Source organism: Streptomyces sp. NBC_01267, from assembly GCF_036241575.1.
Classification (GTDB): domain Bacteria; phylum Actinomycetota; class Actinomycetes; order Streptomycetales; family Streptomycetaceae; genus Streptomyces.
The window spans coordinates 1-23,412 of record NZ_CP108455.1 but is presented as its reverse complement, the minus strand read 5'-3'; the positions used below and the strand labels follow the sequence as shown (position 1 = coordinate 23,412).

Annotated in this window: 20 protein-coding genes and 4 pseudogenes; 13 read left to right on the top strand and 11 right to left on the bottom strand. The window is 66.8% G+C overall.

The window, feature by feature from the left end; translation table 11 throughout:
- Nucleotides 1-38: 38 nt before the first annotated feature.
- Nucleotides 39-908 carry a DUF6924 domain-containing protein gene (locus tag OG709_RS00115; protein WP_329164166.1) on the top strand — a complete coding sequence of 290 codons (870 nt, stop codon included), beginning with the start codon at nucleotides 39-41 and terminating at the stop codon, nucleotides 906-908.
- 82 nt (nucleotides 909-990) lie between these two features.
- Here OG709_RS00115 and OG709_RS00110 read toward each other — a convergent pair whose 3' ends face one another.
- Entirely contained in the window at nucleotides 991-1,167 is a 177-nt protein-coding gene (locus OG709_RS00110; protein ID WP_329169016.1) for a LuxR C-terminal-related transcriptional regulator, read from the bottom strand.
- A gap of 191 nt (nucleotides 1,168-1,358) precedes the next feature.
- Here OG709_RS00110 and OG709_RS00105 point away from each other — a divergent pair, with 191 nt between their 5' ends.
- Complete coding sequence (locus tag OG709_RS00105) at nucleotides 1,359-2,042, top strand: alpha/beta fold hydrolase (RefSeq protein ID WP_326695772.1); 684 nt, start codon at nucleotides 1,359-1,361, stop codon at nucleotides 2,040-2,042.
- Between the two features lie 18 nt (nucleotides 2,043-2,060).
- Here the strand turns inward: OG709_RS00105 and OG709_RS00100 are convergent.
- Nucleotides 2,061-2,603: pseudogene (locus OG709_RS00100) on the bottom strand (transposase); the annotation flags it as partial.
- Here OG709_RS00100 and OG709_RS35960 point away from each other — a divergent pair.
- The 4 genes from OG709_RS35960 (at nucleotide 2,553) to OG709_RS00085 (ending at nucleotide 5,076) form a co-directional block, all read left to right on the top strand.
- Nucleotides 2,553-2,852 (top strand): hypothetical protein, encoded by a 300-nt coding sequence (locus OG709_RS35960; RefSeq protein WP_443068592.1) that lies wholly within the window; start codon nucleotides 2,553-2,555, stop codon nucleotides 2,850-2,852. The pseudogene OG709_RS00100 and the gene OG709_RS35960 sit on opposite strands and share 51 nt — an antisense overlap.
- Nucleotides 2,852-3,100 (top strand): helix-turn-helix domain-containing protein, encoded by a 249-nt coding sequence (locus OG709_RS00095; protein WP_329164165.1) that lies wholly within the window; start codon nucleotides 2,852-2,854, stop codon nucleotides 3,098-3,100. The genes OG709_RS35960 and OG709_RS00095 overlap by 1 nt, the downstream gene beginning before the upstream one ends.
- Nucleotides 3,101-3,695: 595 nt before the next feature.
- Nucleotides 3,696-4,058 (top strand): hypothetical protein, encoded by a 363-nt coding sequence (locus tag OG709_RS00090; RefSeq protein ID WP_326695773.1) that lies wholly within the window; start codon nucleotides 3,696-3,698, stop codon nucleotides 4,056-4,058.
- 667 nt (nucleotides 4,059-4,725) lie between these two features.
- A complete protein-coding gene (locus OG709_RS00085) occupies nucleotides 4,726-5,076 on the top strand; it encodes a hypothetical protein (RefSeq protein WP_326695774.1) in 351 nt (116 codons plus the stop codon).
- Between the two features lie 66 nt (nucleotides 5,077-5,142).
- Here the strand turns inward: OG709_RS00085 and OG709_RS00080 are convergent, their stop codons facing one another.
- The 3 genes and pseudogenes from OG709_RS00080 to OG709_RS00070 form a co-directional block, all read right to left on the bottom strand.
- A complete protein-coding gene (locus OG709_RS00080; RefSeq protein ID WP_329164162.1) occupies nucleotides 5,143-5,595 on the bottom strand; it encodes a hypothetical protein in 453 nt (150 codons plus the stop codon).
- Between the two features lie 1,266 nt (nucleotides 5,596-6,861).
- Nucleotides 6,862-7,641, bottom strand: coding sequence for a hypothetical protein (locus OG709_RS00075; RefSeq protein WP_329164160.1), 780 nt, complete (start codon nucleotides 7,639-7,641; stop codon nucleotides 6,862-6,864).
- A 377-nt stretch (nucleotides 7,642-8,018) separates the two neighbouring features.
- Nucleotides 8,019-9,228 (bottom strand): annotated as a pseudogene (locus tag OG709_RS00070) (IS3 family transposase).
- A 339-nt stretch (nucleotides 9,229-9,567) separates the two neighbouring features.
- Between OG709_RS00070 and OG709_RS00065 the strand changes: the two are divergent.
- The 5 genes from OG709_RS00065 (at nucleotide 9,568) to OG709_RS00045 (ending at nucleotide 14,394) form a co-directional block, all read left to right on the top strand.
- A complete protein-coding gene (locus tag OG709_RS00065) occupies nucleotides 9,568-10,215 on the top strand; it encodes a DedA family protein (RefSeq protein ID WP_326695529.1) in 648 nt (215 codons plus the stop codon).
- A 757-nt stretch (nucleotides 10,216-10,972) separates the two neighbouring features.
- A complete protein-coding gene (locus tag OG709_RS00060; RefSeq protein WP_326695530.1) occupies nucleotides 10,973-11,638 on the top strand; it encodes a DedA family protein in 666 nt (221 codons plus the stop codon).
- A 74-nt stretch (nucleotides 11,639-11,712) separates the two neighbouring features.
- A complete protein-coding gene (locus OG709_RS00055) occupies nucleotides 11,713-12,930 on the top strand; it encodes a sensor histidine kinase (protein ID WP_443068523.1) in 1,218 nt (405 codons plus the stop codon).
- Nucleotides 12,930-13,565 (top strand): response regulator, encoded by a 636-nt coding sequence (locus OG709_RS00050; protein ID WP_266861320.1) that lies wholly within the window; start codon nucleotides 12,930-12,932, stop codon nucleotides 13,563-13,565. The genes OG709_RS00055 and OG709_RS00050 overlap by 1 nt, the downstream gene beginning before the upstream one ends.
- A 118-nt stretch (nucleotides 13,566-13,683) precedes the next feature.
- Nucleotides 13,684-14,394, top strand: coding sequence for an IS6 family transposase (locus OG709_RS00045; protein WP_326695669.1), 711 nt, complete (start codon nucleotides 13,684-13,686; stop codon nucleotides 14,392-14,394).
- 329 nt (nucleotides 14,395-14,723) lie between these two features.
- Here OG709_RS00045 and OG709_RS00040 read toward each other — a convergent pair.
- A pseudogene (locus OG709_RS00040) lies at nucleotides 14,724-14,834 on the bottom strand (IS5/IS1182 family transposase); the annotation flags it as partial.
- A 578-nt stretch (nucleotides 14,835-15,412) separates the two neighbouring features.
- A pseudogene (locus tag OG709_RS00035) lies at nucleotides 15,413-15,721 on the bottom strand (transposase); the annotation flags it as partial.
- Nucleotides 15,722-15,792: 71 nt separating this feature from the next.
- Between OG709_RS00035 and OG709_RS00030 the strand changes: the two are divergent.
- Nucleotides 15,793-18,612: a SpoIIE family protein phosphatase gene (locus tag OG709_RS00030; protein WP_442815354.1), complete on the top strand. Its 2,820-nt coding sequence runs from the start codon at nucleotides 15,793-15,795 to the stop codon at nucleotides 18,610-18,612.
- A gap of 529 nt (nucleotides 18,613-19,141) precedes the next feature.
- Here the strand turns inward: OG709_RS00030 and OG709_RS00025 are convergent.
- The gene (locus OG709_RS00025) at nucleotides 19,142-19,726 is read right to left on the bottom strand and encodes a short chain dehydrogenase (RefSeq protein ID WP_326695670.1); all 585 of its coding nucleotides are present in this window, start codon (nucleotides 19,724-19,726) and stop codon (nucleotides 19,142-19,144) included.
- A gap of 84 nt (nucleotides 19,727-19,810) precedes the next feature.
- On the bottom strand, nucleotides 19,811-20,260 hold the full coding sequence (locus OG709_RS00020; protein WP_442815355.1) for a transposase: 450 nt from the start codon (nucleotides 20,258-20,260) through the stop codon (nucleotides 19,811-19,813).
- Between the two features lie 126 nt (nucleotides 20,261-20,386).
- On the opposite strand from OG709_RS00020, the gene OG709_RS00015 reads away from it, so the two are divergent.
- Complete coding sequence (locus tag OG709_RS00015; RefSeq protein WP_326695533.1) at nucleotides 20,387-20,569, top strand: hypothetical protein; 183 nt, start codon at nucleotides 20,387-20,389, stop codon at nucleotides 20,567-20,569.
- 40 nt (nucleotides 20,570-20,609) lie between these two features.
- Here the strand turns inward: OG709_RS00015 and OG709_RS00010 are convergent, their stop codons facing one another.
- Nucleotides 20,610-20,912 carry a hypothetical protein gene (locus OG709_RS00010; RefSeq protein WP_326695534.1) on the bottom strand — a complete coding sequence of 101 codons (303 nt, stop codon included), beginning with the start codon at nucleotides 20,910-20,912 and terminating at the stop codon, nucleotides 20,610-20,612.
- A 1,372-nt stretch (nucleotides 20,913-22,284) separates the two neighbouring features.
- Complete coding sequence (locus OG709_RS00005) at nucleotides 22,285-22,779, bottom strand: DUF3732 domain-containing protein (RefSeq protein WP_329164156.1); 495 nt, start codon at nucleotides 22,777-22,779, stop codon at nucleotides 22,285-22,287.
- Nucleotides 22,780-23,412 lie beyond the last annotated feature (633 nt).

Here is a 23,412-nt window from a genome sequence, read left to right as displayed (position 1 = left end):
GTAACCGGCAGGCACAGCAAGCACGATGGGGGTTCTCCATGCAGCGTTCCAACTGGCCGCTCCTTGAAGGCCGCACCCGGCCGATCAAGACAAAGGAGTGGGGCGACCTGACCGTCATGGACCCCGACGCCGGCAAGCAGCCGCGCGGACGCGGGTTCCTGGCGGCCGAGAAGGACTGGCTGCACATCGACGCCGGGAACGCTTTGGAGAACCCCATCGTCACCCTCTACGCCGGAGACGACCCGGGAGCAGAAAGCGGCTGGGACACGGTCGAAGAGATCACCGTGACCTCCACGACCGGCTTCCTCGCCCTGTGCGACAGCGGTTACGAGCCGCTGCGCAAAATGAATCTCGCCACCGCAGGCGTGGGCCCCTATCTGATCCGTGTCCACGCCAGTGACCGGTCGTCGGACAGCAAGAAGCCCCGCTTCCTCATCCAGATCATTCCCGGCGAGCGTACGGGGGCCGAGCCCGAGCCGTCCCCCTCCACGATCGAGGAATCCGCCGGTCCGCTCCTGGTGCGGACGTCCTTCGAGCAGCCAGACGAGTGGTCACACGTGCTCCAGGCCCTAGAAGGAGGCTCGGAGCACTACGAGTCGCTCACCGTCATCGACAACCGCGCCTACGCGGGCTTCACAGCGGATCAGATCCGGTCGCGGATCGGGCGCGATGACGAGGACTGGCCCGACAGCACTCTCGTCCTCATCGCCGATGAGCGGGCATTGACCTCCGCGGAGTTCCCGATGCTGGCCGTGAACAATCTGCCCGACGATAACGACGATCCATTCAGGATCACCCTCGCAGCGGCCGGCTCCTTCGTCGTCAACACGCAGCTGGCTAACACGAGCTTTGGCGAATGGGGCTGTGGTGTCGACGCCGACGGCGTCTACCGCGAAGAGCACTACTGACAGCGCTCAGGGGGCCCACACCTGTGTGGACCCCCTGGGCACGGTCATACCTCCCCGTCAGAACCCCGGCGAGATGCCGGTCTCACGGCACTCGCACAGCAGATCGGAGCACAGCTTCTCGTGGGGCGAGCACGGCCAGCACTGCGACCTGCAGCCGCGTCTGCTGTTCCAGCTTTTCCACGATCCGCGCAATGTGCGCCTTCACCGTGCGCTCCGCGATCCCCAACTCCCGCGTAGGATCCCGATTTCCTGCACCCATGCCCACCAGAAGGAGCACTTCCCGTTCACGGTCCGTCAGCCTTTTGAGCTGTGCTGTGACCACGTAGGTTCGCCGGGTTGGGTTGGGTCGAGCCGAGGTTTTCAAAGATCGCAGTCTGGGCCGAGCCCGGTGTCAGAGCCTCCCGGTAGCGTGCCGACAACCAGATCTGACGACTCTCCGGGAGAACCACCGTGGACATTCTGCTCATCGCTGGCTTGTGGCTCGACGGATCCGCATGGGACGACGTCGTTCCCGAACTCACCGCGCTCGGCCACCATCCCGTGCCGCTCACCCTCCCGGGCCAGGGTGATGGCGCCGCCTCCGCGACGCTTGACGACCAGTTGGCAGCAGTGCTTGCCGCGGTTGACGCGGCGCCTGGAAAGCCTCTGGTGGTAGGGCACTCCGCAGCATCGACCCTGGCCTGGCTGGCTGGCGACGCACGACCGGAGAAGGTGGCCAAGGTCGCCTTGATCGGCGGCTTCCCCGCCGCCGATGAGCGGGTCTACGCCGATCACTTCGCGATCGAGGGCGGCGCCATGCCCTTCCCGGGGTGGGAGCTTTTCGAGGGCGCGGACGCCGCTGACCTGGACCAGCAGGCCCGGGACCGCTTCGCGTCCGCCGCCGTTCCTGTCCCCGAGGAGGTCGCCAGGGGAGTCGTACGGTTGACCGACGAGCGCCGCTTCGACGTCCCCGTTGTGGTTGTCTGTCCCGAGTTCACCCCCGCCCAGGCCGAGGAGTGGATCGCCGCCGGTGAGAGTCCTGAGCTCGCCCGCGCTACTCACCTTGAGTACGTGGACCTCGACTCGGGCCACTGGCCGATGGTCACCCGCCCCCGTGAACTCGCCCGCGTCCTGGCAAAGGCTGCCAACTCCTAGCGGCGCCGGGTTGGGTGGTCAGGCCGCGGTCGGTAGTGGTCTGCCGTCCCAGCGGAGGCCCTTCTCGCTGCGGATGCGGGCACGCTCCTTGCGTTCGGCGGCCAGGACGTCGCGGTGGCGGGCATTGGCGTTGCGCCATCGCAGGTAGGCGTGCAGAGTCCGGGTCTGCACGGTGTGGTTAGGGTGGTGGGAGTTGGCGATGGTGAACTGTCGCAGCGGTCCGAAGTGGGCCTCGATTGGGTTCGCCCACGAGGCGTAGGTCGGGGTGAAGCACAACTCGACCTTGTTCTTCTTCGCCCAGCGGCAGATGTCGGCGCCCTTGTGGGCGGACAGGTTGTCCAGGATCACGTAGATCGGGGCGCCGTCCGGGCGGGTGGCGCGGATCGACTTCAGCGCGGCCAGGGTGTTCGCGGCGCCCTTCTTCCTATGGTTGACGCCCCACAACGTGTCCTCGCCAACCGAGTAGCAGCCGTGGAAGGGCACCCCATGAGAGCGGTGGTAGGTCGTAGGATGCCGCTCGGGCTGGCCTTGCTCGGCCCAGCACGACCCGACGGTGGGGCGGCCAGGCACCTACGGGTCGCGGGCTGGTGGCTGCTGCTCGGCTGTCTGGCCGCCGGGGTGGTAGAAGCCGGCGCGCACGCGGCGCTGCTGGCGATTCTGGCCCAGGACTACCCCTTCACAGTGGAGAGTTGGCTGGGGGCCTGGCAGCCGCCCTATGCACTCGTTTTGACGGCCCTTGGCATCCTTACGTTCGCCCGCGTCATGCGCGCTGGGGTGGCTATGCGGGAGGATCTGGAAGGGACGGTGTGATGACGTCGGACGACAACGACAGCCATGGGATCGAGGTCCATCTCGACCGCATGCTCAGCGAGCGTGGCATGTCCCTCGCGGAGCTCGCCTCCAGGGTCGGCGTGACCAACGTCAACCTGTCCATCCTGAAGAACAGCCGGGCCCGCGCGATCCGCTTCACCACGCTGACCCGCATCTGCGAGGTCCTCGACTGCCAGCCAGGCGACCTGCTTACGTACCGAGGCGCCGAAGACGAACGGCGGCGGTAACCAGGCCCCCACCGGCCGTGGGCGCGTCAGAACCCGTGAATACTCAGTGCTCCGGTGATCGCTAGCTGCTGTCCACAGTCGGTTCTGGCACACGTTCCGTGAGGAGGATCAGTGGTGTCCGGCCTCGGTGACGCGACGTCATCTGGGACCGTGGTGCGGTGTGACGAGCTGGTGGGCGACCTGTTTCCGCACCTCAGCGAGTTGCTGGTGGGGCGAGTGTTCTCCGAGCACGGCGTGGTGCGGCTGGCGGCGAGAACCCGGGAGATCGAGGTGGCGTGTCCTGGTTGTCCGGCGCTCTCCAGCCGGGTACACATCACCGTCTGCCGTCTCGGGGCTACCCAAGATCATTTACAGATCCTGCAAGCGGCGCTCGCAATCAGCATTCGGCGGGCTACTGTGAGTGTCCAGTCCCGGCTGGGAGGCCAACATGGACGAGAAGCCGCACACGAAGACCGAGGCACACAAGCCGCGCCCTGACTACCCGCCGAAGACTCCGCCCCCTCCGAAGAAGCCGCCGTCCCCGCCATTTCCGGAGCGACAGCTGGATTCGACGCTGCCGGTAGCGCAGTGGGCAGGCCGGGGTGGTCGTCCGGTGATGAAGAACAGGCCGGGCGCCAACTGGTCGCTGGAGTCGCAGCCGTGGGCGCCGGGGAAGGCGTTCACCAAGGTGACCGGCCGACTCACGAAATGGGGCCTCGACTCGCCGACCGCGCTGGAGGGCCTGGTCCGCCACCTGATCGCCACGGTGGTGGCCGACGGCGGCCGGCACATCAGCCTGCATCTCGCGGAGCAGGACCAGCAGGCACTCATCCTCGCCTTGAGCCACCAGCCGCAGCCGCCGCCCGAGCTTGACACCGAGGTACTGTCTCGCCTGCACGAGTTGGGCGCGGTGAGCTGTGGCACGGAGATGACCGAGGAGGGCCGGCAGGTGTGGGCCCTCCTCGATCTGGTGTCCTAGCCAGGGCCGGGCCTCCTCCGTTCGCCGGGTTCGCGGCGTTCGGATGCACCCCGAAGCACGGGACGGCGCTCAGCGGGTCCTTCTTGCTGATGCCGATGGTGCCGCCAGGCCCTGGTCGAGCTCGACGCCCTCCGCACGATCGGCCGGAAGCAGGCACTGCTGCCCCTCGTCCCGGACAGGAGTGTGTGGTTCTGGTTGATCTCGCAGTCTTCGGCCGGGGGCTGGACGCTGCTTCGTATCGATACTTCGGACTGCTGGAAGCCGAACGTGCCGCTGTCGGGACCGCCTTATCCGAACGCGGGCTGACTCAGTTGGCCGCTGTCTGCTCCAGGCCCCGTATCACCCGGTCCGTCAGATGGTCCGAGAGCCCGGCAGGGCAGAGAGCCGGTTACCGGCTGAGCTGCTCTCGCGTGTGAGGCGTCCGCCTCTTCGCGTCCGTACGCTGCGTGCTGCACGGGTTGGGGCCGCCCGTACGACGTCTTGTCCTCGTCTCCGCAACACCGTCCGTCTGCTGCGTTTGTACGCCGTTTTCGCTCCCGGACCCGGCTGTGCTCGGGGTGGATCAGGTCCTGCCCGTCGGGCGTGCCCCTGCGAGGCTGGCGACGGCCGAGGTAGGGAAGCTGCGGGACAATCGTGTTCCCCGCAGATGGAAGGAGGGTCCGGCGACGTGTCCCGAGCCCACGTACCTCACGAAGCCATCAGTGCTGTCCACGTCCTCGCTCTGGTGCGCGGACTCGTGGAAGAGGCCGCAGGTCCTTGTGCGGATCGCTACCAGTACTTCAAGTCCCTGTTCGGCACGGAGCTTCACGAGGCAGCCGCCATCCGCTGCGGCCTGGTGGAGCACACCGACGGGGACCTGGGCGTCACAGCGGCCGGACTCGACCTGTACGAGCGGCATCTTCGCCATCTTCCCCACATGGCGGCCAACTACTGGCACGACCAGCCACACGTGGCCGACGCCGTCGCAGAGATCAACCAGACCTACGACCAGGCCACAATGGACACCTCCACCTCGTGAACGACATCTCAAACCACCCCAGCCAACCCGCCGGGCTCGGGTGCTGTCGCCGTTGCGCTGCGGCTGTCAGGCGATGAACCGGTTGATGAGCACCAGGAGCAGAAGCAGACCGGTCACGATTCCGACGATCTGCCAGGTGCGTTTCGGCGAGGGCCGCATCACGACCTTCGGCAGGCCGCGTGAAGGAAAGACGTAGTAGATCCGGTGCGGGTGCTCGTCTACCGCCACCTTCGCGAACCGCACATACTCGAGTTTTGTCCGGCGTGCGATTTCCTGGTGCTGTGGGCGAAGGAGCGGCTTCAAGGCCGAAGCGAAGTCTTTCTGGACACAGGCGCGTAGAGGGTCGTCGTCGGTCAGCGTGGTGGGTGTCCAGGTGGCGTGCTGATCCGCGAGTCTCCGCGCCCAGTAGAGCACTCCGGGCTCCGGGAGTTTGACCTCGTCGGTTCTGGGGGTTCGCGTGATGGTGCCTTCTGTCCATTCGACGGTCCTGCCCGTGCCGGCGCAGTGCTCGTGTGTCACCTTGCCGTCCCCGGCACAGTCGGGACACGGCCTGGACCCGTCGCCCTGGCAGGTGGTGCACTGAACGCGGCCGCGACCGCGACAGGTTACGCATGCGACATCAGACTCACCGCACTCGTAGCACCGGGTGCGGTCGCCTGTATCCCCTCCGGCCTTCTGCAGGGACCCTCCGGCCGCCTGAGTCTCGGCCGGTTTCAGGGCCGAGCGGCCGGCCCCGTCACACAGCAGGCAGCAGGTGCTGTTCCGACAGCTTCCGCACGGCTGGTGCTGCTCGCAGCGGATCTTGCCTTCGCCTTCGCAGCGCGGGCAGCGGACCTCTCCGTTACCGCATGCGCACGAGCGCTCGTCGATCGAACCCCGCCGCACCATTTTCCGAGTGCGCTGCTCGGCAGGGTCCCGCGGGCGTGGAATCTGGTAGTCGCCAATCGTGTCGTACACCGGGTGGCCGGAGAGGTCGAGAGGCCCAGGATGGAGACGCTTCTCTTCCGAGCGGGACTCGATGCTCCGCACAATCTGGCCCTTCAGGAGCGAATGCCAGGTGATCGCGGAGGCACCCGACAATGTCTCTGCCAGGGATTCCCTCGTTCTTCGATGTAGCCCTGCACGGCCTCGAGGACTTCCTCGTCGCCCAGCACCCGTCTCCCCAGCGTCCTTTGTGTGGCCGGCGCGCGATCCTCGGCTGACGTGCTTCCGGCAGACGGACAGGACAGTACCCAACCACCGTCCACAGCACCGGCCCTTCACGCAGAAGACCACCAGGAAGAGCTCCATGCCCAGATGACGCCCGCACCGATTGACACTGGTTTTATCGATTGGCGCCCCTGCTCGCAGGCGGTCCGCGGCGAAGCCGTACGACGAGGCCTCGGGCCGATAAGCCGTGGGCGATGCGCAGCACGATCAGAGCACGTCCCCGATCCATTCCCAGCGATCAGGATCGTCGGGGCAGGGAGTCTTCCGCGGCGTCGGCGAGCTGGTCGAGGAGCATGAGGTCCAGCCAGCGCACGTCAGAGATCCACGACGGGACTCGGCAGCACACAGAGCTGGCCGAGGCCGGCCGGGTCACCCGATCGGTGGTTACCGACGAGGGGTCCGGTCCTGAAGGGTTGAGGACGTTCCGGCGCCACGCATGCGCTGTCGAAGTACGCGGTCCACGCGTACGCGGTTGAACCGGAGCATGAACCTGTTCACGCCGGTGATCCTCAACGCACGAACCCAACCGTGGCCCTGGAGACCTCTCGCAGGACCGCTCCCCGGGCCGGTGGATGGTCAGCCGTGGGGGTACGCCTGGGTGATGAGCTTTTCCCGCAGGATCTGCCATTGGGCCGCCATGTCATGCACCAGATACAGGTCCCGGCGCCTGGTCCACGCCTGGCCCGACTCGGGGTCGTAGGTGTGGGGCATCGCGAAACCTTCCGGCGCGTATGCCCTGATGCCACGGTCCCGCGTCGTCTGCACGCACCGCTTGACGTGGTCGCGGAAGCCGACCACGCCGGCTGTGCCGATGCCGCCGGGAAGGTGCTTGCGGTCCTCGGCGATCTGGGCCGCGACGCCGTCGGTGCTCAGATAGGTGATCGTGCCGTCCGGCGCGATCACCGGCTCGATTGATGTCACGTTCCTCATGCGGTACTTCGACTCCAGGAAGCGTGCTATTTCCCACTGTGCGTACACGGGGATGTCGCGGTGTCTGCGGATGCGGGCGACGGTGTCGGCCAGGTCTTCGTTGACCGGGCCGGGTTCGGGGCGCACCTTCGCGGGGTCTCCGCCTCCGGCCGGGGGGCGGTTCCCGAAGCCGTAGGCCACGACGAAGTCCAGCTTCCGCAGGGCGATGGTCTCGGGATGCCACACGAAGCCGACGTCGTGGAGGTGGGGGACAAGGGAGCGCGCGGTGCCCTTGTCGCCGATCTCCGCGGACAGTGCCGCCAGCATGTGCTGCGGCAGTCCGCCGGGCACATGTGCGCCTTCTGGGTCGCTCTGCGCGGCGGCAGGGGATGTGCCGGGGACGGCGATGGCGGCGGCCAAGGCGGCTGTGAAAACACGTCGCTGCATATGAGAGGGCCCTTCTTGGCGAGTTGTCCCCGTCGACCGTTCCGGTTGGAGGGTAATCACGGCTGAACGCCGTGAGGAGTTTTCGTGGCGGGAACGAGGCGGCAGCAGCTGATGCCCGTACGGGAGTCGGCGCGTAACCGCATAACCTACGGCAGCCGGTGAGGTCTGGGCCCAGGGCATCGAAGTCGACGCAGAGGTCGCCCATCAGCCGATGCCCCAGGTGCGATGTGCCGGGTTGGTGTCAGTGGTTGGGTGTCAGTGATGGCATGTCAGGTCGGGACCTGCTTCAGTCTCCGGTTTCCGCCGCAGAGTTGGCCAAGGCTGAGCGGAAGCTGGGCTTTCGCCTGCAGGGCCTTGACCCCGGATGTTGAACACGTCTATGCGGCTTGGGTCAGGGTAGTTGCTGCTGCTTGGACGGCGTTCTCGTAGGCAATCGGAGACCGCTGACCGAGGCGGGAATGCCGGCGCCGGGTGTTGTAGCGGGTCAGCCAGCGGAAGGCGTCGAGCCTGGCCTCACGCTCGCTCGACCAGGCTTTGCGGCCTTGAGCGTCTCCCTCTTGAAGGCGGCGTTGAAGCTTTCCGCGGCAGCGTTGTCGGCGCTGGACCCGATCGCGCCCATGCTCTGCCGGACCCCAGCTGACCTGCAGAGTTCCGCGAAGGCCCTGCTCGAATATTGAGATCCGTGGTCGGTGTGCATGATCACTCCGGTCAAGTTTCCGCGGGTCCGCTCGGCGGCCGTGAGGGCGTCGATGACGAGTTCTGTCCGCATGTGGTCAGCGATCGCCCACCCGGCGAGCCGGCGTGAGGCGAGGTCGATGACGGTCGCGAGGTAGAGCGGCTTCGCGCCGCTGACCGGCAGGTATGTGATGTCGCCGACGTACTTTCTGTTGACTGCGGCCGCGGTGAAGTCACGGCCGATCAGGTCTGGCGCCTTCGCTGCGGTCTGGTCCGCGACGGTGGTGCGGTGCCGGCGGCGCAGACGGACTCCCTCGAGCCCGATGGACCGCATGATCCTCGCGACGCGCTTGTGGTTGACCACCGGGCCGCCCTCGTCGCGGAGTTCTGCGGTGATCCTGGGGGCTCCGTAGGTGCCGTCGGAGTCTTGGTGGACCTTGCGTATCCGGGCCGCGATCCCGGCTTCGACGGTCTGGCGGGCCGCTCTCGCGGATGTGGTGCGGCGCCAATAGTAGAAGCTCGAGCGGGCCAGGCCGAGGATGTCGCAGAGCCGCTTCACGCCGTGTCGGCGCTGGTGATCGTCAACGAACTGGTAGCGGTTCACCAGCGCGTCTCCGTCGCGAAATACCGGGCCGCCTTGCGGAGAATGTCCCGTTCTTCCTCGAGCTCACGGATCCTCTTGCGAGCGGCGGCCAGCTCCGCCTGAACAGCGTCGCCGCCGGTCTGCGAAGCGGCCGGCGGTGCGGAGTGGGCGCCGGGCCGGCGCCCGTCGGCGGCCCGGATCCAGTTCCGCAGCGTCTCGGTGTTCACCCCGAGATCACCGGCGACGGACTTGATCGTCGCTCCCGGCCTCGATCGGTACAACGCGACCGCATCCGCTTTGAACTCGGCGGGGTAATGCTTCATCCCCACGGGGACTCCGTTCTCCTGGACCATCAAGATCCAAGTGTCTCCGGTGTCCAAAACCCAGGGTCAAGGCCCCTCTGGCCTTTGCCCTGGGTGCCGCACACACATGCTCGCACGGGCCAGCTGACGGCCTGGCGCAAGGGCACACGACACGGTTACATATGACTCGTCCCAGGTTGGCCGAGAGTTGACGTCAGCCGGCGGACAAGCGGGAGCCGGTCGACGCCCCTGACGGATTGACGGCCGAACTCGGACGCCCACCCAGGTGGACCTACGGTTTTCCGCAGTCCGAATCGATGGTTGGCCACATGGTGAACGACCGGATCAACTCATAGCGTTGGGCCCATGATTGCAGCGAGCAGTGGTGCGGAGCCAGCTGATGGGATTGCTGGCTGGGCCGTCCACATCATGGACTCTCTCGGCGCGCCAGGCGCTGGCCTGACAAACGCCGTGGATACCGTCTTCCCCTTCGTCCCGAGCGAGATCATCCTGCCGGTCGCCGGGTTCACCGCAGGGCAGGGGAGAATGAGTCCGGTCGCGGTGATCTTCTGGACCACGGTTGGGTCGATCGTCGGATCCCTGGTCGTGTACTTCGTTGGCGCTGCGCTAGGACGCGACCGCACGCGCCGGATCGCAGCGAAGGTCCCGTTCGTCAAGGCCCACGAGATCGACAAGGTCGAAGCGTGGTTCGCACGGCATGGTACCAAAACGGTCTTTTTCGCCCGTATGGTGCCCGTGTTCCGAAGCCTGATTTCCATTCCGGCGGGCGTCGAGCGGATGCCGCTTGCCACATTCATCGGCTATACGGCAGCCGGCAGCCTCATCTGGAACACCGTATTCGTCATGGCGGGTTTCTGGCTGGGGGACAACTGGCGACTGGTCGAAGAGTACGGGGGGATTGTTTCGAAGGGGGTAGCAGGGGTCGCCGTACTGCTGATCGGCTACTTCTTCATCTCGCGGATCCCGCGCCCTCGGGGCCGACACCGGTCGTGATGACCCTCGGTGGATACGGATTACACCTGCACCACGAATATTTCATTGGCAGGTTGAGGTCAAAAAGATAAGCGCAGGAGAGCTTCCTGTCCGGAAGATTTCCCCATTGCTGACATGTTCGCCGGATCGCTCCCGGGGGCTCGGCTTCTTTTCTAGAGTCGGACAACAACTTCTGAGAGAGAAGAGATCTGCGTGAATATCCCCACGACGTGGCGACGCATCGGTTTGGCAACTACTGCTCTGGCTGTGGTCATAACTCCTTCTACCGCAGCGTACGCAGATGTGCAGCAGACCGGTGGCCCGATGCGCTGTATCGGTCCAGAGCAGCCCTTTGACGTGGCTCAGGGTGAGCGGTTTGGCCGGCGCGATGGGCACGGGAGCAATGAGCACACGGCGGGGCTCCGGGGCTTTCTCGAAGTCGTCGGATGCCGGCATTCCCGCCCCTTCCGTGCTCGGATCGGATTTTCTCCCGGTCCCGTCCGGCTGGTTCGCAATTCCCTCGGTCAGCCGGGGACTCTACAGCTGATGGATCGGTAAATCGGGGGTCCGTCCGCAGGACTGCAGGAACGTGCCATGGGTATTTCCAGCGTGCCGAAGAACGGTTCTCTCCCTGCGGTTTTCCGCAGGGAGCGGGGTGCGGAGAACCCCAGAAGTTCGACGGTAATCCTCATACCGGCGCTGATCTGCGCTTTCTAGCGTGGTGGACAGATCGCGGCAGGCCGCCCGCGACACCGCCCCCGCCAGCCTGGAGAATCGCATGGATCTCATCACCCTGGCCCTGCCCCAGGAGCCCGCCGACGGCATCGCGGGATGGGCAGCTGACCTCGTGGACACAATGGGCGGCCCGGGAGCCGGCCTCGCCATCGCTCTGGAGAACCTCTTTCCGCCGCTGCCCAGTGAAGTGATCCTGCCGCTGACCGGATTCGCTGCGGGGCAGGGCGTCATCACGCTGGCCTCCGCCCTGTTCTGGACCACGCTCGGCTCGGTGGTGGGCGCCGCGGTGCTCTACTGGATCGGCATGCTGTTCGGGCGCGAGCGCATGCACGCCATTTGGGCCCGGCTCCCGCTGGTCAAGGCGTCCGACCTGGAGCGGACGGAGGAGTGGTTCGCCAAACACGGCACCAAGGCGGTCTTCTTCGGGCGTATGGTGCCGATCTTCCGTAGCCTCATCTCCGTGCCCGCCGGGCTGGAGCGCATGGCCATGCCCGTCTTCCTGCTGCTGACCACCCTGGGCAGCCTGGTGTGGAACTCGGTGCTCGTCATGGCGGGTTACTGGCTGGGCGACCAGTGGGACACCGTCGAGACGTACGTCGGCATCGTCAGCAAGGCCGTCCTGGTCCTGGTCGTCGCGGCACTGCTGCTCTACCTGGTGGTCCGCCTGCGCTCGCGCAAATCCACGGCGCAGCACGGCCGTTCCTCGTGAGCACCGCAGCCCCCCTCCTCGCACCGGACGGACAATTTTGTCCCGGCTGCGCGGCCCGGCTAAGCTCGGTATCCGTGCAGGGGGAATCAGCGGACATCACTGAGCAGTACCTCTCGAACGTGCTCGGGGCCGCGCTCGTGGAGGATGCGGGAGCCACACCCCCGCCCCCCGCTTTGCTGCGCCGGGCCGCCGGTCTTTTCGTCGGCTGCTGCACCGCACTGATCGGCTTCCTCTACTTCACGGTGGTCGGAACGGCCCTCGGCCCGCTGCTGCTGTGGCCCCGTACCCGCAGGAAGACCCTCGTCGTGCTGGCTGGCGGGGCCCGACAGCTCACCGCGTGGGAACGGCGGCGTCGCTCGGTCTACTTCGGGGACCGCTTCCCCGCCCGCAACGTGCCCGACCAGCGGATCCTGCGCTATCTCGCGACACGCATGTACGTCGGCATGCTCACCAGCATCGTGGTCGGACTGCTGGTCTTCGGCGCCGTCCTGGCGGGCCTTCTCCTCGGCGGAGTCGTGCGCGGCACGCTTAGCTGGCAGGAACTGCTCACTCAGGTGTTGCTCGGCGGAGTGCTGCTGTTCCTCGATGTGCAGGGGTTGTTCTCGTTGGAGGCGTTCGACTCACGCCTTGCCCGGGAATGCTTTGGCCCCTCGGAGCGCGAGCTGCTCCAGCAGCGCATCAACGAACTGGCCACCAGCCGGGCCGCGGTGCTGCAGGCGGTCGACGCCGAGCGCCGCCGCATCGAGCGCGATCTCCACGACGGCGTCCAACAGCGCCTGGTGGCCCTGGCGATGCTGCTCGGCCGTGCCCGCAGGAACCGGACGCCCGAGCAGGCCGACGCACTGCTGCTGCAGGCGCACAAGGAGTCGCAGGAAGTCCTGACCGAGCTGCGGGAAGTGGCGTGGCGGGTCTACCCGACCGCGCTGGACAACCTGGGCCTGCAGGAAGCCCTCGGCGGGGTCTCCGAGCGGTGCAGCATTCCCATCCGGATGGATCTCGACCTGACCAAGGCCCTGCCTCGCTCGGTCGAGACCGCCGCCTACTTCGTCGTCTCCGAGGCCGTGACGAACGCCGCCAAGCATTCGGCGGCGACGGCGATTTCGGTGAGCGTGCGCCACCACAGGGAAGTCCTCGTCGTCCGGGTCGAGGACAATGGCGTCGGTGGCGCGAACCCGGCGGGCAACGGTCTGACCGGGCTGGTCAGCCGGGTCGGCGCGCTCGACGGCCGACTGCATGTCCACAGCCCCACGGGGGGCCCAACCACGATCATCGCGGAGCTGCCGTGCGCGTAATGCTGGCCGAGGACTCGACTCTCCTGCGGGAGGGGCTCGTCCGCCTGCTCACCGAGGAGGGCCACGACGTGCTGGCCGCGGTGGGTGACGCGGACACCCTCCTGCGCGAGGTCGAGACCATGCCCCCGGACATCGTCGTCGTGGACATCCGGATGCCGCCGACCCACACGGACGAGGGACTGCGTGCCGCGGTCGAGATCCGCAAGCGCTGGCCCGACATCGGCGTCCTGGTGCTGTCCCAGCACATCGAGCGCAACTACGCCGCCCAGCTGCTGTCCGCGAACGCCGAACGGGTCGGCTACCTGCTCAAGGACCGGGTGGCGCAGGTCGATGAGTTCCTCGACGCGCTGGAGCGCATCCACGCGGGTGGGGTCGCCATCGACCCCGAAGTCGTACGGCAGCTGGTGTTCCGCACCACGCACAGCGACCCGCTCACCCGACTGACCCCGCGCGAACGCAGCGTCCTTGAGGAACTGGTCCAGGGGCACACCAACGCGGCCATCTCGCAGAAGCTGCACATCTCCATGAGCACGGTCGAGAAGAACCTCAACGCGGTCTTCGACAAGCTCGAACTCGCCCACACCACCGGCTACAACCGCAGGATCCTGGCCGTGCTGCGCTACCTGGAGTCGTAATGGCCCAGGCACGGCGAAGCGCCTCGCCCGACGGACCCCGCAGGGCGCTGTCACGTTGGCTGACAGGGTGGGAGGATCCTCGGGCTGATCACGGTGGAGGGGGTCGTCCGTGGAGGGCATGTCGCCGTCGTACAAGGGGTACCGGTATCCGGTCGAGGTGATCTCGCACTGCGTGTGGCTGTACTTCCGGTTCCCGTTCAGTTTCCGCGAGGTCGAGGAGCTGATGCTGGAACGCGGCGTGATCGTCTCGTACGAGACGGTCCGCCGCTGGTGCCTGAAGTTCGGTCAGCAGTACGCCAACGGACTGCGCCGCCGGCGGCCCCAGCCCGGCGACAAGTGGCATCTGGACGAGGTCTTCATCAAGATCAACGGTGAGCAGAAGTACCTGTGGCGGGCTGTCGACCAGGACGGCAACGTGCTGGACATCCTGGTGCAGAGCCGCCGGGACACGGCTGCGGCCAGGCGATTCTTCCGTCGTCTGGTGAAGACGACCCGTACGGTGCCGCGGGTGGTCGTCACGGACAAGCTCTGCTCCTACGGCGCGGCCCACCGTGAGGTCATGCCCTCCGTCGAGCACCGCTCGCACAAGGGCCTGAACAACCGGGCCGAGAACAGTCATCAGCCCACCCGGCAGCGTGAACGTGCGATGAAAGGCTTCCGCTCCGCTGGTGGGGCGCAGCGGTTCCTGTCCGCGTTCAGCGGTATCTCACCCCACTTCCGGCCCCGTCGCCACCTGATGACCGGCACCCGACACCGCGCCGAAATGACCGTGCGCTTCACCATCTGGGAGCAGATCACCGGCGTCACCGGCCGGCCTGCCGCCGCCTGAGCCCAGGGCCGGCACCCGGCCCCACCACACCTCGACACACCGTCAGACACCCGCACACCCAACAACGTGACAACGCCCTCCAGAGGGCTGGAAAGGCTCGGTCGTTTTGACTGAGACCGGCAGAAGTGACCTGGTCGATCTGGAACGGAGAGTGGCCCGCTACTGGCAACGTCACCGGATAGGCGAGCCCCCGCGGGACCCGCTAGAGACGGCTCGCTTCTTGATTGACAGGGACGATCAGCCCCGCAGGGGATGACTGAGCCGAGTCACCGGCCTGCTGAGACGCAACAGCCCCGGCACTGAGCTGTCGTTGCCGCCTCAGGATCACTTCACCGAGCAAGGCGGCGGTGGCAGATGAGGGTTGCGGCTATGCCGACGAAGGCGAGGAAGTGCTCGGGTTTGCGTTCGTAGCGGCGGTGCAGGCGTCGGCAGCCGGGGATTCCGCTGCCTGATCTTCACGAGCCCGTCGGAGTTTTCCTCCAGTCCCGCAGTGGCAGCCTCGCCCTCACCCGATCCTTCCCGGAGGTCGTCGACGCCGCGGCTGCGCTCCGCGACGAGCACCTGGTCCTGGATGGCGAGCTGGTGGTCCAGGACGAAGGCCGGCTCGACTTTCCCGTCCGCCGGGTGTCTTCTGGATTGCCCGGATGCCAGAAGCTCTCGGTGAGGTAGTCACCGATGACTCTGTGCAGGGTCGCACTGACGCCCCGCGGGCAGCCACAGCTCGGGTAATGGTCCCTTCACTACACCCGAGGTCGAGGACATGCTGGTCCGCGAGAAGCTCAGGAAGACGGCTGAGCAGGCTGTCACGTCCGAAGTCGTGCATGACGGAGCCGGATCGCAATAGCTCTGCATACCGGTCGGCGATGGTGTCCCAGGAGTCAGTCATCAAAGCCCGGACGCTACTCGACGCCTTCTGATCCCCACCATCGAATTACGGGTGCCGGCGACACCAATGACCCATACGGCACTGCCGTCATCTCAGGTTCTGGCTCAACGTCCGCGGGACGGTAACCGTCCGTCACGCGAGCAGGACGCGTTTGCGGAGGAGGTGGAAGCCGGCGCGGCCGAACATCTGCCGTTCGAGCATCTTGATGCGGTTGACGTGTCCTTCGACGACGCCGGAGTTCCAGGGCAGGGTGAGGCCGGCGGTGACGGCGTCGCGGTCACGGTCGATGCCGGCGGCGAGAGAGTGCAGGCTGGGCAAGTCGTCCTTGCGTACGGCATCGAGCCACTGCGGGAGCCGTTCGCCCTGGCGCTCGGTGAGCATCTGGGCAAAGGGCCGGACGTGTCCGGTGAGCGCGTCGAGCTCGGGACAGTTGGACAGGACAGCTCCTCTGTAAATGTGTCGCGACCGTACCGTGCACGCTGCGGGGCAGAAGACAGTGCTAGGAAGTAGCCATGAAGGGACTTTCTATCCCAAAAAGGCATATCCGACACCGTCTCTTCCCCGGCCCTGCGTCTGGTCGGGGTGAGTCCGCGGGCCCGGGGCTGCGCTCTCTGCTGAATCTGCGCAGCGCCGCCGGGCAGGTGTTCGTTTTGCAGGTCGTGATCGTGGCGCTGCTGGTTGCGGCCGCGGTGACGGCCCTGGTGCTCCAGTCGAGGCGTGACAGCACGCGGGAAGCCGAGGTTCAGGCACTGACGGCGGCGGAGACGTTCGCGAACGCCCCGGGCACGGTCCAGGCATTGCGCAGCGGGAATCCGACGGCAGTGCTTCAGCCGCGTGCCGAAGCAGCCCGGAAGCGGGCAGGCGTCAGCGACATCGTTGTCATGAACACTAAGGGAATTCGCTATACGCACCCCGACCCGAATCAAATCGGGAAGAAGTTCGTCGGCACCATCAAACCATCGCTGGAAGGCCGCACTACCATCGAGCGGGCCAGCGGGCTTCCTCTGCCGGCGGACAGAGGGCCGGTCATCCAGGCGGTGGTCCCGGTGACCGATGACCGCGGCTCGGTCGTCGGCCTGGTGTCCGCCGGGATCAAGGTCCGGTATGTGAGCAACCTGTCCGGACGGGAACTGCCGATCATCCTCGGCGCCGGGGCGGCCGCGCTGGCCCTGTCCACCTCCGGGGCGGCGCTGGTGGCCAGGCGGTTGCGTCGGCAGACGCACGGTCTGGGGCCGGCGGAGATGACGCGCATGTACGAGCACCATGACGCGGTGCTGCATGCAGTCCGGGAGGGAGTACTGATCATCGGTGCCGACGGACAGCTGATGCTGGCCAATGACGAGGCGCGGCGGCTGCTCGAGCTACCCGTGGACGCGGAGCAGCGACAGCTGGGGGAGCTGCAGCTGGATACGGAGACAGCACAGCTGCTGGCGTCGGGTGAGCCGGCCACGGATGAGGTGCATCTCGCAGGGGACCGATTGCTGGCGGTCAACATGCGCCCTACCGCCCCGCACGGCGGTCAGGCGGGCTGGGTGGTGACGTTGCGCGACACCACAGAGCTGGCGTCGGTCACCGGACGGGCGGAGGTGGCGCGGGAGAGGCTGAAGCTCCTGTACGACGCGGGCGAGCGGATCGGCACCACGCTGGACGTGGTGCGCACCGCACAGGAGCTGGCGGATGTGGCGACCCCGCGGTTCGCCGACATCGTCACGGTCGATCTGCTGGAGTTGGTGGAGCGCGGCGAGGAGCCGGCCAGGGCGGCGGATATGCGCCGAACGGTAGTCAGTGGGGGGTATCAGGAGCGGCAGGGGCTCTACCCGGTCGGAGAGCTGATCACCTACTCGCCGGCGGCTCCGCAGGCTCGGGCCCTGGAGACAGGGCGGGCAGTGCTGGAGGACGACCTGCGGCAGGCCCGGGGGTGGTGGGAACAGGACCCTGACGGGGCCGGTATGGCCCTGGAGCGCGGAGTGCATTCGCTGGTGACGGTGTCGCTCCAGGCGCGTGGTGTGGTGCTGGGGACGACGAACTTCTGGCGCACGGGGGATTCGCCCCCCTTCAAGGAAGAGGACCTCTCCTTCGCGGAGGAGCTGGTGGCGAGGGCGGCGGTGGCCATCGACAACGCCCGCCGCTTCACCCGGGAGCACGCGATGGCGGTGACTCTGCAGCGGAGTCTGCTGCCGCGAGGGGTACCGGAACAGGACGGGCTGGAGGTGGCCTGGCGGTATCTGCCGGCGGAAGCCGGCGTGGGCGGGGACTGGTTCGACGTCATCCCGCTGTCGGGTGCCCGGGTGGCGCTGGTGGTCGGCGACGTCGTGGGACACGGATTGCATGCGGCGGCGACGATGGGGCGGCTGCGCACCGCGGTACAGAACTTCTCCGCCCTGGATCTGCCGCCGGACGAGTTGCTCGGACGCCTGGACGACCTGGTCACCCGCATCGACAGCGACGAGAGCGTTGACGACGGGCCGCACGGCCACGAAAGCGAAGCGGTCACGGGGGCGACCTGCCTGTACGCGATCTACGACCCGGTCACGGGAGTATGCGTGACTGCGCGAGCAGGACACCCGGGACCGGCGGTGGTGCATCCCGACGGGACCGTCACCTCTCCGGAAGTGCCTGCTTCGCCGCCTCTCGGCCTGGGCAGCAGCCACCCCTTCGAAACCGTTGAACTGCGCTTGCCCGAAGGCTCTCGGTTTGTGCTGTTCACCGACGGGCTGATCGAGAACCGCAACCGGGACATCGGCGCCGGGCTAAACCTGCTGCACCGGGCGCTGGAGGGGGCGGGGCGTACTCCGGAGGAGACGTGTCAGGCGGCGATCGACGCGATGCTGCCGGCGCACCCGGCCGATGACATCGCACTGCTGGTCGCGCGCACCCGGTTGCTCGAGCCCTCCAGGGTGGCGCAGTGGGAGGTGCAGCCCGATCCGGCGGCGGTGGCCCCGGTCCGTGCGGAGTGCGGGGTGCAACTGCAGGCGTGGGGACTTGAGGACATCGCGTTCACCACGGAACTCATCCTCAGTGAGCTGATCACCAACGCCATCCGGTATGGCTCGCCGCCGATCAGGGTGCGGCTGCTGCACGACAGCAGCCTGATCTGCGAGGTGTCGGACGGCTCCAGCACCTCACCACGGGTACGCAGAGCAGCGACCACGGACGAGGGCGGACGTGGACTGTTCCTGGTGGCGCAGTCCGCCCAACGGTGGGGCACACGGTACACCCCGGGCGGCAAGGTCATCTGGACCGAACAACCGCTGCACAACGGTGCCCCTGCTGCGACGAGCGACACATCCGTGGAAGCCCTCCTTGACCAATTCGACGATCCCACCCTCTGAACCCACGGGAACATATCGATCAGCGTTGTGGAGGTGGGTCTTCGTCTGGTCGGCGGAAGCGCGGGCGGCGGCGTGCGGTGAGTGGCGGCTCAGAGCGCCTCGGCCCATTCGTGGTGTCCGAGAAGAGGCTGCGGTGCGGAGGCGGCAGGGGGACCCCGGCTTGAGGAGGGGCGGCTGTAGCTGTGGAGGGGGAGGGTATGGGGACGGTGTCGGTGTGGGAGATGGCGCCGGCGCAGGGGTGGCAGGTGTCTCGGCGAGGGCCGCGGTGCGGCCTTCCGCTGCCTGGGCAAGCAGGAGTTGGAGCGGCCCTGAGCAGGTCGGTGGCGGAGCCGAGCTCCGATGCTGCTCTGGCAAGTACCTCAGTGCTGTCAAAACTCGGTTCTGGCACTGATCTTGGGGAGGGGTTGCGGAACTTCACCGCAGTTGTCTCGACAGTGCCCGAGCCCGGACTGAGGCAGGGTTCGGCTATCCCGTACTCAGGTCGCTGGCCCGTCGCCCTTGATGGCTACGGGCCAGCCTCTCCTGACGGTTACGGACGTATGGTCTGGCCTTGCGCGGTGCCTTCCACCGTTGTCACATACGCCCGGGCCACCTCGGAGACAGGAGTTCCCTCGCTCCCGTCTGCGCCCATGCTTTCCAGGGTTTCCTTGATCCACCCAGGGCTGATGAGATTGATGCGAAGCCTTCGCGGCAGCTCGCTGGCCGCGTTGCGGACGAAGCCTTCCAGGCCGGTGTTGACGAGAGCCCCCAGTGAACCGCCGGCCAGCGGGGTGGAGAAGGTGCCCCCGGTCAGAGTGATGGAGCCGCCATCGCGCAGACGGCGCACAGCTCGTTGCACCAGCGCGACCTGCCCCAGTAGCTTGGCCTGTACTCCAGTCACGATCTCTTCATCCGCCGCTGACTCCAGGTCCACCAGCGGGCCGCTGGCGGCGCAGCACACCACAGCGTCGAGATCCGGCACCTCGTCGAAGAGTGCGTCCAAGGAAGACGGGTCTTCCATGTCCACCTTCACCGGCCCCCTGCGGGACCCCTTGACCACCTGATGGGAAGCCTCTAACGCGCTGGCGACAGCGCCGCCGATCGTGCCTGTCGCTCCGATCACAAGTACCTTCATGTCACCGATCATGTCAGGGTCGGTATCACACGAGTGACGTCTTTCTCCGCACTGTCACAGACCCGGGAGAGCGGTTGTGGACGGCTACTGAAGCAGGATCAACTTGCGGAGTAGTCCGAATCCGGCTCGCCCGTAGAGCTGTCTCTTGATCTTCTTGATGCGGTTGACGGCTCCCTCGATGCTGCCGGAGCTCCAGTCCAGGGTGAGCCCCGCTGTCACGGCCTCGATGTCCCGTAGCAGGTGGAGTGCGAAGCCGGTGAGGCCAGGTAGTTGGCTGGCGTCGACCGAGTCGATCCAGGCAGGGAGCGTGGCACCCAGACGGTCGATGAGTATCTCGCCGAAGTTGCGGACGTGCCCAGCGGCCGTGTCCAGTTCGGGGCAGCGCGCCAGGACATCCTTCAGCCCGGCGCGGTCGTCCTCGCTCAGCGCGCTGGGGTGTCGGGTGAGCCAGCCGGTCACCTGGCGCACCGTCGGCGGCCGGGGTGGGGCGCTGGCCGGCGCCCTGCGGAGGGTGGCGATGTGGGCGCGGACCATCTGGTAGGTGAAGGAGGACCAAGGACAAGTCTGACGCTCCCGCCCGTACCTTGCGGCGAGGCGTGCGACGGTGACAAGCATGCCTGGCGCGAGACACGGCGGCGGCAGTCCTCGGCGAGGATCTGTGTGGAGCACACCAACGCCGAGCTCCGCCAGTGGGCACCCCTGCGCCGATTCACCGGCCGCCGCGATACCTACGCCGAGACCCATCTCGCGATCGCCTCACTCGTCTCCGACCGATCCGCGCAGCGGGCCACCCACCGCCGGACGAGCACCGAACTCGTCCTCGTCCGCGACACCACCCGCTGATCACCCACCAGCCGAGCCGCCAGGCCAGCACGCCCGAAGCTCAATTTCCCCCGAGACCGTAACCGTGCTCGGCGGTGAAGCGGTCCAGGGTCTTGCGCTGACGCTCGGCCAGGATGTCGTGGAGCCGTTCGGGGATGCGGATCGCCGCGTCGAAGTTCCCGACCTTGGTCTGGTCGTGCCAGAACATCGCCAGCCCGCCGTAGCGGCCCAGGCAGTCCCATCGCAGCTTGAGGACCTCGCCGATGCGCCGTCCGGTGATGACGGTGGCCTCCCAGATGTCGCGCATCCCCAGGTCCAGGACGTCGCTGTCAGCCAGGCGAGCCAGGTTGCCCTCATCCGCCAACGCGCGGTCGCCGCGTATCAGGACCAGCTCGCCGGACAGCGTGAGAAGCGCGCCGGCATCGCCGCCGCGAAGAAGGCCGCCGCGGACAAGCGCCGCGGCTCACTGCACGCCGTCAGCTGACGACAGCTCACCAACGAGGCCCAACACCAGGCTGCACGAGCGGTGTTGGGCCTCCGTCGTGTCCATCACCAGCGCTTCCGACAGCCCGTACGCATCACCCTTGAACTGTCAGCCTGGCTGACGTTCTGTGCCCAAAACCGTCAGCATGGCTGACATTTGACTGACGATGTGACTCCTCAGCCGGTACACATCGTCATCGATATGTACCGGCTGAGGGGACATATCGTCGAAAGTGCAAGCCTCTGACCAGCAGGTTCTTGGTATTCGTAAGTATTAAGGTGGCTGAGGTCGACTGGAACCCGCCCCAACCGGCGATCAGACCCCGGCCGGTGTTCTACGGGGAGAGCCGGGCCGGAAGAGCGTCCGCACCCCTGAGGGCCCTTCAAGGGTCGTAGCCTTGCAGGGGCAGGGGTGTCCGCCCCGAAGGAGCGGCAGAGGTTCAGGGAGCCGCGCAGAGGCGTTCCGGGCCTGGTTGATGTGCGACGTGTGAGTTGACAGTGGTTGGCGACAGGGTTTTCAGGGTGGTTTTTTGTCTGGTGGGTGGGTTGTGCCGTGTCGTTCTTCTGCTGAAGGCCGGTGTCGTTTCCCGTTGAAGGATGGCTGTCGCGTGTGTGGGGGTTTGTTGTGGGGGCTCTGATTGTGTGGATTGCTGGGTTGTCACTCGTTGGTGGGATGTGGTGCTGCGTGTCGGAGTGAGGTGTGTGGCCGTGGGCAGTGTTTCCGGGGCGGGGTTGGGCGTTTGTGGGAGGGGCTGATGGCAGACAGTGATGCCGATGGCTTCGCCGATTGGGTGGTACCGGCTGGTGTGGGGCGGAGGCGGCGGTCACGCGACTGATGGCGCTCGATGGCCGTGGTGAACTCGTTTTTGCTCATGTGCGGTTGGTGACACCGTGGCCCGATCCGGCGTACATGCCGACCTGCCGTGGGAATGTGGCCGCGGTTCACCGCGAGTTGCTCGCCGAGGCGACAGTCTCGATTGCTTGACCTGCGTTGGTCATGGAGATGTAGGACAGGTTGGTGCGGTGAAGTCGGTGTCTGTCGAGGCTCGGTGAACCTGCGCGGTGGCCATGCTCCTGACTTCGTTTTATGCAGTTCGGGTGAGCGGGTTTTTTGGCTGGGTGGCTCACTGAATCTGCGCAGGGTCGGGGTGGTCTATCCGCCTGACCTGTGGTGTTTCTGGCTGCGGGCGGGGCTGCGCAGGTTGGTTGAGTACTGCGCAGCTTCACTGATCCCCGGTATGTGGTGGCGGGGGCTACGGCGTGGGGTTGGTGTCGAGCCAGGTGGTGGGGATGAGTTTTTCGCCGCCGCGCCAGTTGTAGCGGACGGAGTCCTGGTACCAGGGGTGTGGCAGGTCGGCGTGGTCGCTGACAATGATCTGGAAGCCGGGGGACAGCTCGGTGACGACCTGGTGCATGAGCTGGAAGAGGCCGGTGACCGTCACGCGGTCTTCGTCGAGGGCGAGGTCTTCCAGCCTGCCTCGTGCCTTGGCCATGTCGGAGGGGTAATAGGGCTGGGTTGGCTGGTCGAGCATGAGGAAGCGGGGTACCGGCCGGCTGTTCGCGGTGAAGTACTGGTGGAGGGCGAGATGGGCGGCCAGGTGGTAGCCGACATGGTTCTTGCCACTGCCGATGCGGAGCAGTTCGGTGATGCCGTTCGGGGTGTCGGTGACGACGGTGAGCTTCTTCAGCCGGAGCTCCCAGGCCGTTGCCCGCCACGGCAGCTGGGCCATGCCCCCGTCGGGTCCCACGAATCGCACGCTCACATGACGCGGATGCACCCCGCCCCCTCTGTCGATCCAAGGCGAGGCCGTGGAGGACGGGCCGACCTATCTGAGCAATGCGCAGGTAGGACGAGCCACACGATGGAGTGAAGAACTGCCAGAGCATTCCAAAGTCTCCCTCATGCTCTGCTAAGTCCGAGGTGGCACCGCATGCCTGTCGGGGGATGAGGGCGCCAGGGTCGCCGTCTGTAAAGACTGGGAGCAGGGGTGCGCTGCGCAGGTTGGCTGAGTACTGCGCAGGTTCGCTGATTCACGACAGCCCCGCCGACTGAACCCCAGAGGGCATGGTTACGTTCCACCAACTCAACATGTGCATCACCAGACGATGCACCCGCCCCCACCCCGTAGCCAGCCGCCCGCAAAGCGGGCTCCAGGCCCTGAAGGCGAAGCCGGAAGGGCCAGGGCGGGGCAGCGAAGCGGACCCGCCCCGCCCACGAAGTGGGCATCAACTTCCTTGCAAAGCAAGGAAGTCAGGCCCGGAACGGGCCAGCCTCGCGCAGCGAGGCCAAGCCACGAAGTGGCTTGCCACCCCCGGCGAAGCCGGTGGTGCGGTGAGCGAAGCGAACCGCGCCGCTTGCACAGCGCGCAGCGCTGTGGGAC